Raw genomic sequence first — 14,948 nt, 5'->3', positions numbered from 1 at the left:
CGGCGTCCGGTCATGCGTGTGGAGCGATCTCAGCCATCCGATCCAGACGCCCCACCGCTTCCTCGGGCAACCGCAGTTCAGCGGCCGCGAGGTTCTCCCGCAGATGCTGAACCGATGAGGTGCCCGGAATCAGCACCAGGTTGGGCGAGCGCTGCAGCAGCCAGGCCAGTGCCACCTGCATCGGCGTGGCGCCGAGCTGGCTGGCGACCTCCGACAAGGCGCTCGACTGCAAGGGCGTGAAGCCACCGAGCGGAAAGAACGGGACATAGGCGATGCCGTCCCCGGCCAGCTGCCGCACCAGCGCGTCGTCGTTCCGATGGACGAGGTTGTAATGGTTCTGCACGCAGACGATGGCGCAGAGGCGACGCGCATCCTCGACCTGCCGCGCGGTCACGTTGCTCAGCCCGATGTGCTGGATCAGGCCCTGTCGTTGCAGTTCGGCCAAGGCGGTAAGTGGCTCCTCCAGCGAGCCCTCGGCCGGCCCGTGGACGTCCAGCATGCTGCGCAGGTTGACGAGCTCCAGCGACTCCAGACCGAGGTGGCGCAGGTTGTCGTGCACCGCCCTCGTCAGCTCGTCGGCGGACAGGGCGGGCAGCCACGACCCATCGGACCCCCGCTTGGCGCCCACCTTGGTGGCGATGAGCAGATCCTGGCGATAGGGGTGCAGCGCCTCGCGAATGATCTGGTTGGTGATGTGCGGGCCATAGAAGTCAGCGGTGTCGATGTGATCGAGACCGTGCTCCACGGCCGCCCGCAGCACCGCCACGGCGGCGGCCCGGTCCTTGGGAGGGCCGAAGACGCCGGGTCCGGCGAGCTGCATCGCGCCGTACCCGAGGCGCTTCACGTTGCGGTTGCCGATGCGGAAGGTGCCGGCCTTGTCGAGTGAGTTCATGAGCAATTTCCTTTCGAAGGTGGCTCACTCTAGGCAGCGCCGCGGCGTACGATAAGTGGCTCCAATCCGCACGGGTCGTGCGGAAAACAGAACAGTGGCGGGTGCGATGGCGGATCACATGGCCGATCTGGCGGTTTTCGTGGCGGTGGCGCGCGCCGGAGGCTTCCGGCAGGCGGCGCGCGGCGAGGGCGTCAGCGCGTCCAGCCTCAGCGAGGCCCTGCGCAGGCTGGAAGCCCGCCTGGGGGTTCGGCTGCTCCACCGCAGCACGCGTAGCGTCGTGCCCACCGAAGCGGGCGCGCGACTGCTTCATCGGCTGGGGCCCGCGTTGGGCGAGGTGGAAGCGGCGCTCGACGAGATCAATGGCTTCCGTGACCGTCCGGCAGGCACGCTGCGACTGAACGTCCCCGTCAGCGCGGCGCGCCTGGTGCTCCCGGCCCTGGTGCCGCCTTTCCTCGCCGCCTATCCGGACATCCGACTGGAAGTGATCGTCGACGAAGGTTTCGTCGACGTCGTGGCGGCGGGCTGCGACGCCGGCATCCGCTACGAGGAACGCCTGGAGCAGGACATGATCGCCCTGCCCATCGGCCCGCGTCACCAGCGCATGGCGACGGCCGCCGCGCCGGGCTACCTCGCGCGCAGCGGCCGGCCGTTGCATCCCCGCGACCTGCTGCAGCACGCCTGCCTGCGGGTGCGCTTCGCCAGCGGGGCCATGCCGCCCTGGGAGTTCCAGCGCAAGTCGGAGGTCGTGACGGTCGATCCGGCCGGACCGTTGGTCGTGCGGGCCGGTGGCGGCGTGGACCTCGCCATCGATGCGGCGCTGGCCGGCAGCGGTGTCATCCACCTGTTCGAGGACTGGCTCCAGCCCCATCTGGCCAGCGGCGCGCTGGAGCCATTGCTGCAGCCCTGGTGGCGCCCATTCACCGGGCCGTTCCTGTACTACCCCGGCCGGCGCCACGTGCCCGCGCCCTTGCGGGCCTTCGTCGACTTCTTGCGGATGCGTTACGCCGAAGACTGAGCGGCGGCCTGGGCGCATGCCCGCGGCGCTCGCGGCATAGACGACAGGCCGCCGGCCGGCTCAGCCCTTCTTATCCGCCTTCACATCCATCACCACCAGCCCGGCCAGCATCACCAGCGGCAGTAGCAGCGCCCAGAACTTCCACGCCGCATAGGCGAATGCGCCCGTCAGCGCGCCCACCGCGAAGGCCGCCACCGGCCAGATGAAGCGACCCAGCCGCTCCCGCACGTCCGGACCGGCGGCGCCGCGCAGCAGGTCCACGCTGTCGATCACCACCTGCGTCACATTGCCCGTCATCACCGTCGTCGGCGTCAGCGCCGGCCAGGCCAGGCGGCCCGCCGCGTTCTGCACGCCCATCGCCGCGGTGATGAACAGGCCGGTGGCCATCGCCCACGGCGCGTCGGGCGCCAGCGCCGCACCCGCCGGCACGCTGCAGATCAGCGCCACCACCAGCAGCGCCGCCTGCATCACCAGCAAGGGCCGGCTCGCCACCGTCTTCGTCCGCTCGCAGCGCAAGGCCACCATCCGTGCCAGCGCGACCGACACCACGAAGGTCGGGAACACCAGCAGCTTCAGCAGCACGCTGCCGCCGCTGGCGCGGCTCAGCTCCGCGCCGATCAGCACGAAGTTCCCCGTCACGTGCGCCGTGAACAGCCCGAACAGCGCCACGAAGCCCACCGTGTCCACATAGCCGCCGATGAACCCCAGCGTCAGACTGGCCACCAGCAAGCGCTTCACGCCCGTCATGCCAGCACCTTCCTTTCCAGCACCGCGATCCGCGCCGCGCAGGCCAGCCCGGCGATCAGGCCCAGGTGCTCGAAGAAGGCGTTCTTGGCCATGAAGCGCGCCTGGCCGCTCAGGTGCCAGAAGTCGTTGGCCACCAGCATCGCCACCAGCGTCAGCACGCCCAGCGCGCCGGCCGCCAGCCACACCCAGCGGTTCAGGATCAGCAGCAACGCGCCGATCAGCTCCACCGCGATCGCCAGCACCGCCCACAGCACCGCGGGCTGGAGGCCGAAATGGGCCTGTTCCGCCACCGCGCCGGGAAAGTCCATCGCCTTGTCGATCCCACCGATGAGGTAAGCCGACGCCAAGCATAGGCGCAGCATCACCCCGAAGCTGGGCCATTGCAGCACCGCCTCCACCCAGCGCGGCGCGGCGGGGGAGAACAGGCGGGTGGATCGGTACTCGCTCATCGTGGGGCCTCCTGGTGCCGCCGGTTGCGCCCGGCTTCGGCGCGCCGCTTCAAGGCGGCTCGTGCTTCCAAGTCCATCATCAGACCGCCCAGCACGCGCATCCCAGCGCGCCCCAGAAGCTCTTCAGGTCGGAGGCGGGCACCTCCGACGCCCAGGCATTCGCATGCGCATGACCGTGGACGCCGCAGGCGGTGTCGCAGCACGCGGTGCGCCGCATCGCCGCCTGCAGTGGCTTGCCTTCCGCGCCCCAGGCGCCGTAGCCGCCGTAGCGCCGCACCGGCGACCAGTCCGGCATCGCCGGCGGCGGGGCCGATTCGTCCAGCGACGCGAAATCGCCGGCGCCCCACACCACCTTGCCGCCGACCATGGTCAGCAGCGCGCTGGTGTCGGCGATGTCCGACTCCGGGCAGCCGAAGAAGTCGCGGTCCGGCACGATCAGGTCGGCGAGCTGGCCCGCCGCGATCTGCCCCTTGTTGCCCTGCTCGTTCGAGAACCAGGTGACGTTCTCCGTCCACATGCGCAGCGCCGCCTCACGGTCCAGGCAGTTGCGCTGCGGCGTGATCTGCAGGCCGCCGACGGTACGGCCGGTGACCAGCCAGGACAGCGACACCCACGGGTTGTACGAGGCCACCCGCGTCGCGTCGGTGCCGGCCGAGACCTTCATGCCCCGGCGCAGCATTTCGGCTACCGGCGGCGTCGCCTCGGCGGCGCGCGCGCCGTAGCGCTCGACGAAATACTCGCCCTGGTAGGCCATGCGGTGCTGCACCGCCACGCCACCGCCCAGCGCGGCGATCCGGTCCATCGAGCGCGTCGAGATCGTCTCGGCGTGATCGAAGAACCAGTTCAGCCCGTCGATCGGCGTGTCGCGATGGACCTTCTCGAAGACGTCCAGCGCGCGCGAGATGGTCTCGTCGTAGGTCGCATGCATGCGCCACGGCCAGCGGTTCTGCACCAGGATGCGCACCACCTCCTCGAGCTCGCCTTCCATCTGCGGCGCCATGTCGGGCCGCGGCTGGCGGAAGTCCTCGAAATCCGCGGCGGAGAACACCAGCATTTCGCCGGCGCCGTTGTGGCGGAAGTAGTCGTTGCCCTGCTTGTAGGGGACCGACTTCGCCCAGTTGAGGAAGTCCTCCTTCTCCTGTCCCGCCTTCTGGGTGAACAGGTTGTAGGCCAGGCGGATCGTCAGCTGGCCGGCGTCGGACAGCTGCTGGATGACCTGGTAGTCCTCGGGATAGTTCTGGAAGCCACCGCCCGCGTCGATGGCGCCGGTGACGCCCAGCCGGTTGAGCTCGCGCATGAAGTGGCGCGTGCTGTTGAGCTGGTACTCGGGCGGGAGCTTCGGCCCCTTGGCCAGCGTCGCGTACAGGATGGACGCATTGGGCTTGGCCAGCAGCAGGCCGGTGGGGTTGCCGGCGCTGTCGCGCAGGATCTGGCCACCGGGCGGCTCGGGTGTCTCGCGGGTGTAGCCGACGGCGCGCAGCGCCGCGCCGTTCAGCAGCGCGCGGTCGTAGAGGTGCAGGATGAAGACCGGCGTGTCCGGCGCGACGGCATTGAGCTCGTCGATGGTCGGCAGCCGCTTCTCATGGAATTGGTGCTCGGTGAAGCCGCCCACCACGCGCACCCACTGCGGCGCGGGCGTGATGTCGACCTGCGCCTTCAGCATCGCCATCGCGTCGGCGAGGCTGCGCACGCCATCCCAGCGCAGCTCCATGTTGAAGTTCAGGCCGCCGCGGATGATGTGCAGGTGGTTGTCGATCAGGCCCGGCAGCACGCCGCGGCCTTTCAGGTCGATGCGGCGCGTCGTCGCGCCGGCCAGCGCCAGGATCTCCTGGTTGCCGCCGACGCTGAGGAAACGTCCGTCCTGGATGGCCACCGCCTCGGCGCTCGGCCGCGTGCGGTCCAGCGTCGTGAAGCGGCCGTTGAACAGCACCAGGTCGGGCGTCATGCCCGCGCTGCGGGAGAAGGAGGTGTCAGGCATCGTGGGACTCCGCGTTCGCCGCCGGGGCCGTGCCGGCGCGCCGGACAGTGCCCGCCTCGGGTGCCGCGCCGGGGGCCGCCGCGGTCTTCGTCTTCTCGCATCCGGGCATGTGCCCGAACATGTGCGGGCGCAGTTTCTGGTCGACCCAGCTGACCTGCGCCGGATCGCGCTGCAGCCACTGGCGCACCAGCGGCGGGATCTGCTCGCCGGCGAGGATGCCCAGCAGGCCCACCAGCGCGATCACCGGCGGCGCCGGCGACCTCACGTTGAGCAGGCCGTAGATCACGCCGACGAGCAGGCCCACGGCGGCCGACAACACATATGCATTCATGAGGACCGCCTTTGCGCTGCCGTCGAGGTTCAGCCCTCGTGGGCGTTGAACATCGTCTTGGCGTAGTTGATGCCGATGCCGTAGGCGCCGCCGACCTTCTTCGCGATGCCGGTGGTCATGTCGTAGGTCTCGCCGCGGGCCCAGTCGCGCTGCAGCTCCAGCAGGTACTGCAGCGAGGTGATCGGCTGCGCGCCGGCCTGCACCATGCGCTCGACGGCGCGGTTGTGCGCTTCCAGCGAGACGTCGCCGCAGGCGTCGGTGATGACGTAGACCTCGAAGCCCTGGTCGATCGCCGACAGCGCCGGACCGACGATGCAGACGCTGGTCCACAGGCCGGCCAGCACGATGCGGTCCTTGCCGATGCGGTTGATCTCCTCGATCACCGCCACGTCCTCCCAGGTGTTCATCGAGGTGCGGTCCAGCATCTTCTTGCCGGGGAAGGGCGCGGTGACCTCGTCGAACATGGGGCCGGAGAAGCTCTTCTCGGCGACCGTGGTCAGGATGGTGGACACGCCGAAGCCGGCGGCCGCCTGCGCCACCAGCGAAGCGTGGGTGCGCAGGTTGTTGGCATCGATCGAGTGCGTGGCGAAGGCCATCTGCGACTGGAAGTCGATCATGACCAGCGTGTGGTCGGTGGGGTTCAGCAACTTGGCGCCGGGAACGGCCTTGGCGAGCTTGCTCATGGGGGTCTCCTGGAGAAACGAGGAAACGACGGTCCGCGCGGCGGTGATGAACGGCGCGGACCCTCGAGGGGATCGTTGAAGCGGACTACTGGCGGGATCAGGACTTCGCGAAGGCCAGCAGGTCGGCGTTCAGCTGGTCCTTACTGGTGGCGGCCAGGCCATGGCTGCCGCCCTTGTAGACCTTGAGCGTCGCCTTGGGGGCCAGCTTCACCGACAGCTCGGCGGAGTTGCCGATCGGCACGATCTGGTCGTCGTCGCCATGGATGATCAGCGTCGGCACGGTGATCTTCTTCAGGTCCTCGGTGAAGTCGGTCTCGGAGAACTGCTTGATGCAGTCGAACTGCGACTTCAGCGAGCCTTGCATGCCCTGCAGCCAGAAGCTGTCGCGCATGCCTTGCGAGACCTGCGCGTTCGGGCGGTTGGCGCCGAAGAAGGGCGTCGTCAGGTCCTTGTAGAACTGCGAGCGGTCCTTCTGCACGCCGGCGCGGATGCCGTCGAAGACGTCCTTGGGCAGGCCGTTCGGGTAGGCGGCGGACTTCATCATCGTCGGCGGCACGGCGCCGACCAGCACGACCTTGGACACGCGCTTGACGCCGTGGCGGCCGACGTAGCGGGTGACCTCGCCACCGCCGGTGGAGTGGCCGACCAGCATCGCGTCCTTGATGTCGAGCTTGTCGAGCACGGCGGCCAGGTCGTCGGCGTAGGTGTCCATGTCGTTGCCGTTCCAGCTCTGGCTGGAGCGGCCGTGGCCGCGGCGGTCATGGGCGATCACGCGGAAGCCGTTCTGGCCGAGGAAGAGCATCTGGTCTTCCCAGGCGTCGCTGCTCAGCGGCCAGCCGTGGGAGAAGACGACGGGCTTGCCGCTGCCCCAGTCCTTGTAAAAGATCTGGGTGCCGTCCTTGGTGGTGACGTAGCTCATGGGGGCTCCTGGTAGGGGGTGTTGGGAGGGGGTGGAGGGGGAGGAAGAGGCCGCGGCCTCGGCGCCGTCGGCCAGCGCCAGCGGCAGCGCCGCGGCGAGCGCGAGCTGGCCGCCCAGCGCGAGCAGGTCGCGGCGGGTGAGGTCCGAGGGGGTCGAAGGAATCGTCATCGAGGGTCTCCGAGGGATGAAGGCATCCTAGGAAACCGATGTCCGGCGCGACAGCCGCCGATGGCGCAGCCAGCGCTCTCCCGTCAGAGGCAGGCGGTGGGCGACCCTTCTCCCTCGACCTCTCCCTCGACCCCTCCCCCCGTGGGGGGAGGGAATGAGCGGGGACGCCCGGGGGAGTTCAGAGGCGCAGCAGGCCGCGCTTGAGCGCCAGCACGACGGCGTGGGTGCGGTCGCGGGCGTCGAGCTTGGACAGGATCATCTTCACGCGCGCCTTGATCGTGTCCTCGGACAGCGAGAGCAGGCCGCCGATCTCGCGGTTGCTCAGGCCCTGCGCGATGTGCTCGAGCACGTCGATCTCGCGCCCCGAGAGCTGCTCCTGGCCGGCGTGCGCGGCGATCTCCTGGGCGACCTCGTTGGGGATCCAGCGGTGGCCGCGATGCACCGCGCGGATCGCGTCCAGCAGCTCGGTGCGCAGCTGCGTCTTGAGCAGGTAGCCCGAGGCGCCCAGCTTGAGCGCCTGCCAGGCCTGGGCATCGGCCTTGAAGGTGGTCAGCACGATGACCCGCGCGCCCGGGCTCAGCGTGCGCAGCCGCGACAGCGCCTCCAGGCCGTCCATGCCCGGCATCTGGATGTCCATCAGCGTGACGTCGGGGCGCAGCCGCTCGAAGGCCTGCAGGCCCTGCCAGCCGTCGGCCGCCTCGCCCACCGGCGCCATGTCGGGCTGCTCGCCCAGCACCGCGGCGATGCCCTCGCGCATCAGCGGGTGGTCGTCGACCGTCAGGACGCGGATGGGTTCGGGCGCGGGCAGCATGGCGGCGATCATAGGGCGACCCCCTTCGGGGCGTCCCTCTTCCAGGGGGCCACTACCCTTTCGGGTAGCGGGCATCGACTCGACCGGGGCTATCGCGGTGCAGCATGGCTTCCGATGATCGGCGCAGTCCTCCGGCGCCCCCGCGCCACCGCCCTTCACCGCCCCCCGGGAGCTGTCCATGTCCCTGATCGAGCGTCCCCCCGCCGTCCTCGACGCGATCGTCGTGCATCGCAATCCGCTGCTGCGCGCCGGCATCGCCGCCGCGCTGTCGCCCTTCTTCCGCGCGCACGACACCGGCGACGACGGGCTGCCGTCCGGCTTCCCGTCGCTGGGCGCGGCGGGGCCGGGCAGCCGGAGCACGTCGGTGCGGTTGGTGATCGCGGATCACGAGGGCGCGCTGCAGTCGCTGGCCGGCGCGCCGCGCCGCGGCGGNGCACGGCCTCGGGCGGCGTGCCTGCGCCGCAGTGGCTGGTGGTGAGTCCGGTCACGCACGGCGGCCGCGTCCGTCATGCGATGGCGGCGGGCGTGCTCGGCTACGTGCATGCGGCCTGCGCGCTGGAGGAACTGCGCGACGCCGCGCGTGCCGTCGCGGCCGGACGGCGTTATCTCTGCCGCACGGCGGCCGGTGCCGTGGCCGAGGGCTGGCTCGGGGACGAGCTCACGCCGCGCGAGCGCGACGTGCTGCGCATGCTCTGCCTGGGCCTGGACAACAAGTCGATCGGCCTGCGGCTGGGCGTCGCGGCGGGCACCGTCAAGACACATGTGAAGACGCTGCTGCAGAAGCTGGGCGCGCGCAGCCGCACCCAGGCCGCCACCGAGGCGCTGCGCCGCGGGCTGCTCGACGACGAGCCGGTGGCCGATGATCCGGTGCCGCTGCCGGCGCGTCCGTCGCGCGGCGCCGCGCAAGGGCTCTACCGGCTCCAGCCGCTGCCGGCCGCATGACCGGGACGACGCGCGCTTGACCGCCAGGGGCCCGGGTCGGCACAGTCGCCGGCCGGCATGGCGCCGGACAGAGGGAGGTCAAGTGGCGAGGTGGTGGATCGGATGGATGCTGGTGGTCGCGTTTGCGGCCGCGACCGCCCACCCTGCGGCGGGGGCCGCCGCCGAGGGCCTGCCCGATTTCTCCCACCGCTCCTGGAACGTCCGCGACGGCGCGCCGGCGGATGTCTGGACGCTGGGCGGCGGGCGCGAGGGCGTGCTGTGGCTGGGCACCGGCATGGGGCTGTACCGCTTCGACGGCCTGCGCTTCGAGCGTTACCGGCCCGGCGACCAGCCGCTGCCGGCGTTCAACATCAACGCCTTGCTGGTCGACGAGGACCGCACGCTGTGGATCGGCCTGTTCGAAGGCGGCGTGCTGCGCCTGCGCGACGACGGCGTGACCCGCTACGGCGCGGCGCAGGGGCTGCCCGGCGGCCGCGTGCTGCGCCTGGTGCGCGCCGGCGGGGCGCTCTGGGCCGCGGCGGGCAAGGGCCTGGCGCGTTTCGACGGGCAGCGCTGGCAGCGTGTGGGCGAGGCGCAGGGCTATCCCGCGGCCGGCGCCGAGTACCTGTTCCGCGACCGCCAGGGCACCCTGTGGGTCAGCTCCGGCGAGCGCCTGTACCGGCTGGCCGCCAATGCCGAGCGCTTCGAGGACACCGGCGTGCCGCTGGGCCGCAGCGCGGTGATGGCGCAGGACGGCCAGGACCGGCTCTGGATCGCCGACGGCCGCGGCGGCGTGCGGCCGCTGGGGGTGCCGGGCTCCTGGCGCTCGTGGGCGCAGCTGCCGGACACCGCGCCGGCGCCCGCGCCCGTGCGGATGGACGACCTGGCCGCGGCGCCCTTCTCCCCCAGCGTGGTGTCCGAGCGCGACGGCCGGCCGTCCACGCTGGTCAAGCAGATGCTGTTCGCCAGCGACGGCGGGCTGTGGGTGACCGTCAACGGTCGCGGCGTGTTCCGCACCGAGGCCGCGGACGCGGCCCGCCTGATGGCGGGCGAGCAGCTGGACTGGTCGCGCGGGCAGTGGTTCACCGTCGCCGATGGCCTGGGCTCGTCCATCACCGTGCCGCTGGTGGAAAGCGACGACGGCGAGATCTGGGTCGGCACCAACGTCGGCGTCAGCAGCCTGCGCCAGCACCGCATCCGGCGCGTCACGCGGCTGGAGGACGCCGCCTCGACCGGGTTCAACGTGCAGCCGGACGGCAGCGGCGTGCTGCTGTCGAGTTCTTCGGCGAGCTGGCGGGTCGATCCGCCTGGCGGTCCGGTGCGCGAGACCGGCATCGATCCGCGGCCGAGCTCGCGCCGGCCGGCCACGCAGGCGGTGCGGGCGACCGACGGCTCGCTCTGGCTGTGGGACAACGAGACGCTGTGGCGCTCGCCGCCGGGCGGCCGCTGGGAGCGCTGGGCCCAGCCGCTGCCCGCCGGGACGCGGGCCGCCGCCAGCGGCATGGCCGCCGATCCGACCGGCGGGTTGTGGCTGTCGCTGCACGAGGTTGGCGTGTTCCACGCCACGCGCGCCGGCATCGCCCGCGTCAGGGACGGGGAGCTCGACGGCCAGCCGCCGGGCTCGCTGGCGGTGGACGCGGACGGGGCCGTGTGGTTCGGCCACGACGGCGTGCTCACCGCCATCGACGACCTGGGCCGGCGCCTGCGCTTCGGACCGGAGCAGGGCCTGCGCACCGGCCGGATCCTGACGGTGCGCAACACCCGCCACGGCCTGGTCGTCGCCGGCGAGAACGGCGTCGCGCTGGGCCGGGACGGCCGTTTTGCCACCATCCCCATCGAGCGCGATCCGGCCTTCGGCCGGGTGTCGGGCATCGTCGAGTCCTTCGACGGTGACCTCTGGCTCAACGGCGGCCGCGGCCTGGTGCGCCTGGCCGCGGCGGAAGTGCCCGCGCTGTTCGAGGCCTCGGCCAGTCCGCTGAGCTACCAGCTGCTGGACGCGGCGGACGGCCTGCCCGGCATCGCCCGTCAGGCCTCGGCGACGCCGACCGCGGTGCGCGACGCCCGCGGCCGGTTGTGGTTCGTGACCAACCTCGGGGTGGTCTGGCTGGACCCGGCGCGCACGCCGCGCAACTCGCGCGAGGTCGGCGTCGACGTGCAGGCGCTGATGGCCGGCGGGCAGAGCTATCCGGCCGCGCAGGGCCAGCAGCTGCCGCAGGGCACCAATGCGCTGACGCTGCGTTACGCCGCACGGGTGCTGAGCAAGGCGGAGCAGGTGCGCTACCGCTTCCGACTGGTGGGCGTCGACGCGGACTGGCGCGATGCCGGCACGCAGCGCGAGGCGACCTACGCCAACCTCGGTCCGGGCGACTACCGCTTCGAGGTGCTGGCCTCCAATCCCGACGGGCTGTGGAGCCGCCGGCCGTCGGTGCTGGCTTTCCGCATCGCGCCGGCGCTGCACGAGTACGCCGCCTTCCGCTGGGGACTGGCGTTGGCGCTGGGGGGGGCCATCTGGGGCGGGTATCGCCTGCGGGTGCGGGCGCTGCAGGCGCGGCTGCGGATGCGGCTGGAGGTGCGCCATCGCGAGCGGGAGCGCATCGCGCGCGACCTGCACGACACGCTGCTGCAGGGCTTCCAGGGGTTGCTGCTGGGGCTGGACGCGAGCATGCGACGCGTGACCGACCAGGCGCTGCGGCACAAGATGGAGCGCGACCTGACCCGGGCCGAGGGGCTGCTGGCCGAAGGCCGTGATCGCGTCGGCCAGTTGCGTCAGCGCATCGACGACGAAGACGCTGCCGAGCGCGGCGGCTGGGGTGATGACGACGAGGGCGACGACGACGCGGACGGCGGCGAGGGCCGGGGCCCGGACCGTCGGCTGGCCGAGCGGCTGGCGCGCGCCGGCCAGGACCTGGTCCGGCCGCCGGGCCAGTTCCGGATCCGGGTGACCGGCACGCCGCGGGCGCTGGCGGCCTCGATCGAGGATGAAATGCTGCTGATCGCGCGCGAGGCCCTGACCAATGCCGACCGCCATGCGCGGGCGAGCGAGGTGAGCCTGGAGCTGGAGTACCGCGCCGACGGGCTGACGCTGACGGTGCGCGACAACGGCATCGGCCTGCCGCCGGACTGGGAGGCCCGGCAGCCGCGCGACGGGCGTTACGGCATGTGCGGCATGCGCGAGCGGGCGCGCCTCATGGCGGCGTGCCTGTCGGTGCGCAGCACGCCGGGCGCCGGCACCGAGCTGGTGTTGCACGTGGCCGATGCGCCACGCGCCGGCTGGCGGGCGCGCTGGCGGCAGCAGCGCGCGGCCGTCTCCCCGTGAAGTCCCCGAGGGTCAGGGCATACCCGGCTTCCTAGAATCCGCGCGACGTCGAAGTTCCGACGTTTTCACGAGGGAAGAGTGATGAAGAAGTTTGCCGCGCTGTCCGCGCTGTGCCTGTCCTTGGCCGCCGCGCTCCCCGCCTTCGCCGATCCGGCGCCGGTGCCCGATGCCACCCAGGCGCAATCGCTGCGCGATGCCGTGCGGGCCGACCGCAAGGGCGTCGTCCTCAAGGCGCTGCAGCTCGACGAGGCGCAGACCAAGAAGTTCGTGCCGGTCTACGAGGCGTATGAGCGCGAACTGGCCACGCTGAACCGCCAGTTCACCCGCATGTCGGTGGAATTCGTGCAGATCGGCGACAAGCCGACCAATGCGCAGTCGAAGTACTTCTCCAAGGGCTACCTGGGATACGTCGACGCTGAGCAGAAGCTCTACAAGAAGTACCACCCGCGCGTGGTGAAGGCGATCGGCGAAGTCGGCGCCGCCCGCTTCCTGTCGGTCGAGCGGCGCATCCGCGCCCTCCAGGACTACGACCTCTGGATCTAAGGCTTTCAGCCTCTCCCTTCTTTCACCCTCTCCCGCAGGGCGGGAGAGGGAGGGGTGAGGGTGGGAACCTGCGAAGACCCTCACCCCTGCCCTCTCCCACTTTGTGGGAGAGGGAGTAAGAAGGTGAGAGCGGTGGGGGCGGGAGAGGGAAAGGCGGTGCTCAGATCCAGCCCAGATCGATCGCGCGCAGCACGGCCTGCGTGCGGTCGCGGACGCCCATCTTCGCGAACACCGCGGAGCAGTGGTTCTTGATGACGCCCTCGCTGTTGCCCAGCAGCGCGGCGATCTCGGTGTTGCTGCGGCCGCTGGCCACCAGGCGCAGCACCTGCAGCTCCTTGGGGCTGAGCGGCTCGGGCTCCGCCGTCGCCGCGAAGGCGCGCTCCACCGGCGCGCGCTCCATGCGCTCGGTCAGCAGCGGACGCAGCGCCGTCGAGCCACCCACCACGTCTCGCAGCGCCTGCACCAGCGTGTCCGGGCTGATCGCCTTCAGCAGGAACCCGCGCGCCCCCGCGCGCACCGCCTCGTCGAAAGCCGCCGTGTCGTCGAAGGTGGTCAGCAGCACCACCGGGATCTTCAGCGCCCGCGCCGCCAGCGCCCGGATCAGCCCGATGCCGTCCAGCCGCGGCATCCGCATGTCCGACAGGATCACGTCCGGCTGCTCGCGCGCCAGCAGCTCCAGCGCTTCCGCGCCGTCCGACGCCTCGCCCACCAGGCGGATGTCGTCGTGCAGCGCCAGCAGGCCCTTCAGCCCCTCGCGCACCAGTTGCTGGTCTTCCACCAGCAGCAGCTTGATCGTGTTGTCGCTCATGTCGTCTCCTTGCTGGATGGCGCAATCCCGGTTCAGGCGCGCCGCGGGCAGTTCAGTTCGATCAGGAATCCGGGGTGATGCCGCAGCACCTGCATCGTCCCGCCCAGTTCGGCCATGCGTTCCTGCATGCCCTTGAGGCCGTTGCCCTCGCGCAGCTTGCGCGTGCCGCGGCCATTGTCGTCAACCCGCACCCGGACCTGCGGACCGGATTCGTCCACCGCCTCCAGGCTGACGCGCACCCGCGTCGCGCCGGCATGGCGCACCGCGTTGGTCACCGCCTCCTGCACGCAGCGCAGCAGCGCATGCGCGCAGCGCGGCGTCAGGTCCTGCGCGACCGGGTCCAGCGCCAGTTCGATCTGCGTGCTGGCGATGCCGTCGGCCAGCGTGCGCAGCGCGGCCTCGAGGTTGATGCGCTGGCTCTCCCGTTCGCGCGACACCGCCGCGCGGACCTCCGCCAGCAGCCCCGCCGCGCCCAGCTTGGCCTTCTCGACCGCCTGCGCGGCGCCGGGCTCGTCGTGACGGCGCAGCAGCGCCTCGCTCAGCTGCAGGTGCAGGTTGAGCGCGGTCAGGTGATGCCCCATCACGTCGTGCAGCTCGCGCGCCATGTGCAGGCGCTCGGCATAACGCAGCTGCTCGATCTGCAGCCGCTCGCCCGATTCCTTCTCGGCCAGCATGGCCTGGAACCAGCGTCTGCGCTCGGCCTCCGCCGCGGCCAGCCGGCCCAGGCCGAAGGCCATGCCGTGCAGCGCCACCATCGACATCGACAACCCCAGGCTGTTCAGCCACCAGGGCAGGTCGGGCTGGAGCTGCTCGAGCCGCTGGGCCTCGCTGGGCAGCAGCCAGTACAGCGCCACGCTGATCACGACCTGCGCGAGCGCGAAATTGAAGGCGCGCCGCACGTTCAGCAGCAGCGCCGCCAGCACGGTCACGAGGAAGGGCAGCCCCGGCGTGACCAGCAGCGCCAGCACGTTCAGCAGCAGCACGCGGGCGAGCGCGTCGGCCGGCGGCAGGTCCAGGTGTTGCTGGCGCGCCAGCCGCCAGAAGTGCCACGCGAACAGCATCACCAGCGCCAGGCAGGTGAGCACGAAGGGCGCGTCGTGGGTGTCGCCGCCGGTGCGGCGGTAGAGGCTGGCCAGGACGCCGTCGTAGGGCTCGGTCGCGTTGCCCATCAGGCCCCAGACCGCCGAGCCCAGCTCCAGCAGGCAGATCGCCAGGGCGGCAATGCGCAGCACGAAGGCGGGCTGGGCGATGCGGGCGAGCAGACGATCCAAGGGGTCCATCCAGGCGAGGCGGCAACACGCCAGCGTGCCACAGGCGACGTCCGGCAGGGAAGGTGCGCATTGTCATGGGACACCGGCCGCGGCGGT

At 71.4% G+C, this 14,948-nt stretch carries 14 protein-coding genes; 4 read left to right on the top strand and 10 right to left on the bottom strand.

What is annotated here, in order from left to right:
* Positions 1-10 precede the first annotated feature (10 nt).
* The gene (locus ACTJKJ_RS14735) at positions 11-892 is read right to left on the bottom strand and encodes an aldo/keto reductase family oxidoreductase (RefSeq protein ID WP_440820923.1); all 882 of its coding nucleotides are present in this window, start codon (positions 890-892) and stop codon (positions 11-13) included.
* A 118-nt stretch (positions 893-1,010) separates the two neighbouring features.
* On the opposite strand from ACTJKJ_RS14735, the gene ACTJKJ_RS14730 reads away from it, so the two are divergent.
* On the top strand, positions 1,011-1,907 hold the full coding sequence (locus ACTJKJ_RS14730; protein WP_440820922.1) for a LysR family transcriptional regulator: 897 nt from the start codon (positions 1,011-1,013) through the stop codon (positions 1,905-1,907).
* Between the two features lie 60 nt (positions 1,908-1,967).
* Here the strand turns inward: ACTJKJ_RS14730 and ACTJKJ_RS14725 are convergent, their stop codons facing one another.
* The 7 genes from ACTJKJ_RS14725 to ACTJKJ_RS14695 form a co-directional block, all read right to left on the bottom strand.
* Positions 1,968-2,654, bottom strand: a complete 687-nt coding sequence (locus ACTJKJ_RS14725) for a YoaK family protein (RefSeq protein WP_147241199.1) — start codon at positions 2,652-2,654, stop codon at positions 1,968-1,970.
* On the bottom strand, positions 2,651-3,103 hold the full coding sequence (locus ACTJKJ_RS14720) for a DoxX family protein (RefSeq protein WP_440820921.1): 453 nt from the start codon (positions 3,101-3,103) through the stop codon (positions 2,651-2,653). Before ACTJKJ_RS14720 ends, ACTJKJ_RS14725 begins: the two co-directional genes overlap by 4 nt.
* 79 nt (positions 3,104-3,182) lie before the next feature.
* Positions 3,183-5,081 (bottom strand): amidohydrolase, encoded by a 1,899-nt coding sequence (locus tag ACTJKJ_RS14715; RefSeq protein WP_440820920.1) that lies wholly within the window; start codon positions 5,079-5,081, stop codon positions 3,183-3,185.
* Positions 5,074-5,412, bottom strand: coding sequence for a XapX domain-containing protein (locus ACTJKJ_RS14710; protein ID WP_343602057.1), 339 nt, complete (start codon positions 5,410-5,412; stop codon positions 5,074-5,076). Before ACTJKJ_RS14710 ends, ACTJKJ_RS14715 begins: the two co-directional genes overlap by 8 nt.
* 29 nt (positions 5,413-5,441) lie before the next feature.
* Positions 5,442-6,095 (bottom strand): hydrolase, encoded by a 654-nt coding sequence (locus ACTJKJ_RS14705; protein WP_091730426.1) that lies wholly within the window; start codon positions 6,093-6,095, stop codon positions 5,442-5,444.
* Positions 6,096-6,192: 97 nt separating this feature from the next.
* Complete coding sequence (locus tag ACTJKJ_RS14700) at positions 6,193-7,182, bottom strand: alpha/beta fold hydrolase (protein WP_147242708.1); 990 nt, start codon at positions 7,180-7,182, stop codon at positions 6,193-6,195.
* Between the two features lie 178 nt (positions 7,183-7,360).
* On the bottom strand, positions 7,361-7,993 hold the full coding sequence (locus tag ACTJKJ_RS14695; protein WP_183484223.1) for a response regulator: 633 nt from the start codon (positions 7,991-7,993) through the stop codon (positions 7,361-7,363).
* A 450-nt stretch (positions 7,994-8,443) separates the two neighbouring features.
* Between ACTJKJ_RS14695 and ACTJKJ_RS14690 the strand changes: the two genes are divergently transcribed.
* The 3 genes from ACTJKJ_RS14690 to ACTJKJ_RS14680 all read left to right on the top strand — a co-directional run bounded on the left by ACTJKJ_RS14690 (position 8,444) and on the right by ACTJKJ_RS14680 (position 12,773).
* Positions 8,444-8,935, top strand: coding sequence for a response regulator transcription factor (locus tag ACTJKJ_RS14690; protein WP_440820919.1), 492 nt, complete (start codon positions 8,444-8,446; stop codon positions 8,933-8,935).
* A 106-nt stretch (positions 8,936-9,041) separates the two neighbouring features.
* Entirely contained in the window at positions 9,042-12,230 is a 3,189-nt protein-coding gene (locus ACTJKJ_RS14685; RefSeq protein WP_440820918.1) for a sensor histidine kinase, read from the top strand.
* Between the two features lie 81 nt (positions 12,231-12,311).
* Entirely contained in the window at positions 12,312-12,773 is a 462-nt protein-coding gene (locus tag ACTJKJ_RS14680; RefSeq protein ID WP_091730443.1) for a hypothetical protein, read from the top strand.
* A gap of 160 nt (positions 12,774-12,933) precedes the next feature.
* Here the strand turns inward: ACTJKJ_RS14680 and ACTJKJ_RS14675 are convergent, their stop codons facing one another.
* Both ACTJKJ_RS14675 and ACTJKJ_RS14670 read right to left on the bottom strand, forming a co-directional pair.
* Positions 12,934-13,581, bottom strand: a complete 648-nt coding sequence (locus ACTJKJ_RS14675) for a response regulator (RefSeq protein ID WP_091730445.1) — start codon at positions 13,579-13,581, stop codon at positions 12,934-12,936.
* 32 nt (positions 13,582-13,613) lie between these two features.
* Positions 13,614-14,852, bottom strand: a complete 1,239-nt coding sequence (locus tag ACTJKJ_RS14670) for a histidine kinase (RefSeq protein ID WP_141225401.1) — start codon at positions 14,850-14,852, stop codon at positions 13,614-13,616.
* Positions 14,853-14,948: the final 96 nt, after the last annotated feature.

Origin of the sequence: Roseateles sp. 22389 (assembly GCF_052044995.1) — a bacterium.
GTDB lineage: Bacteria > Pseudomonadota > Gammaproteobacteria > Burkholderiales > Burkholderiaceae_C > Roseateles.
This window is presented reverse-complemented; position numbering and strand designations above follow the sequence as displayed.

What these genes read in the sequence shown, in the direction of transcription:
- ACTJKJ_RS14725 (WP_147241199.1), bottom strand. Translation starts at nt 2,654, where the DNA reads ATGACGGGCGTGAAGCGCTTGCTGGTGGCCAGTCTGACGCTGGGGTTC.
- ACTJKJ_RS14710 (WP_343602057.1), bottom strand. Translation starts at nt 5,412, where the DNA reads ATGAATGCATATGTGTTGTCGGCCGCCGTGGGCCTGCTCGTCGGCGTG.
- ACTJKJ_RS14675 (WP_091730445.1), bottom strand. Translation starts at nt 13,581, where the DNA reads ATGAGCGACAACACGATCAAGCTGCTGCTGGTGGAAGACCAGCAACTG.
- ACTJKJ_RS14680 (WP_091730443.1), top strand. Translation starts at nt 12,312, where the DNA reads ATGAAGAAGTTTGCCGCGCTGTCCGCGCTGTGCCTGTCCTTGGCCGCC.
- ACTJKJ_RS14705 (WP_091730426.1), bottom strand. Translation starts at nt 6,095, where the DNA reads ATGAGCAAGCTCGCCAAGGCCGTTCCCGGCGCCAAGTTGCTGAACCCC.
- ACTJKJ_RS14730 (WP_440820922.1), top strand. Translation starts at nt 1,011, where the DNA reads ATGGCCGATCTGGCGGTTTTCGTGGCGGTGGCGCGCGCCGGAGGCTTC.
- ACTJKJ_RS14735 (WP_440820923.1), bottom strand. Translation starts at nt 892, where the DNA reads ATGAACTCACTCGACAAGGCCGGCACCTTCCGCATCGGCAACCGCAAC.
- ACTJKJ_RS14685 (WP_440820918.1), top strand. Translation starts at nt 9,042, where the DNA reads ATGCTGGTGGTCGCGTTTGCGGCCGCGACCGCCCACCCTGCGGCGGGG.
- ACTJKJ_RS14700 (WP_147242708.1), bottom strand. Translation starts at nt 7,182, where the DNA reads ATGACGATTCCTTCGACCCCCTCGGACCTCACCCGCCGCGACCTGCTC.
- ACTJKJ_RS14695 (WP_183484223.1), bottom strand. Translation starts at nt 7,993, where the DNA reads ATGCTGCCCGCGCCCGAACCCATCCGCGTCCTGACGGTCGACGACCAC.
- ACTJKJ_RS14715 (WP_440820920.1), bottom strand. Translation starts at nt 5,081, where the DNA reads ATGCCTGACACCTCCTTCTCCCGCAGCGCGGGCATGACGCCCGACCTG.
- ACTJKJ_RS14720 (WP_440820921.1), bottom strand. Translation starts at nt 3,103, where the DNA reads ATGAGCGAGTACCGATCCACCCGCCTGTTCTCCCCCGCCGCGCCGCGC.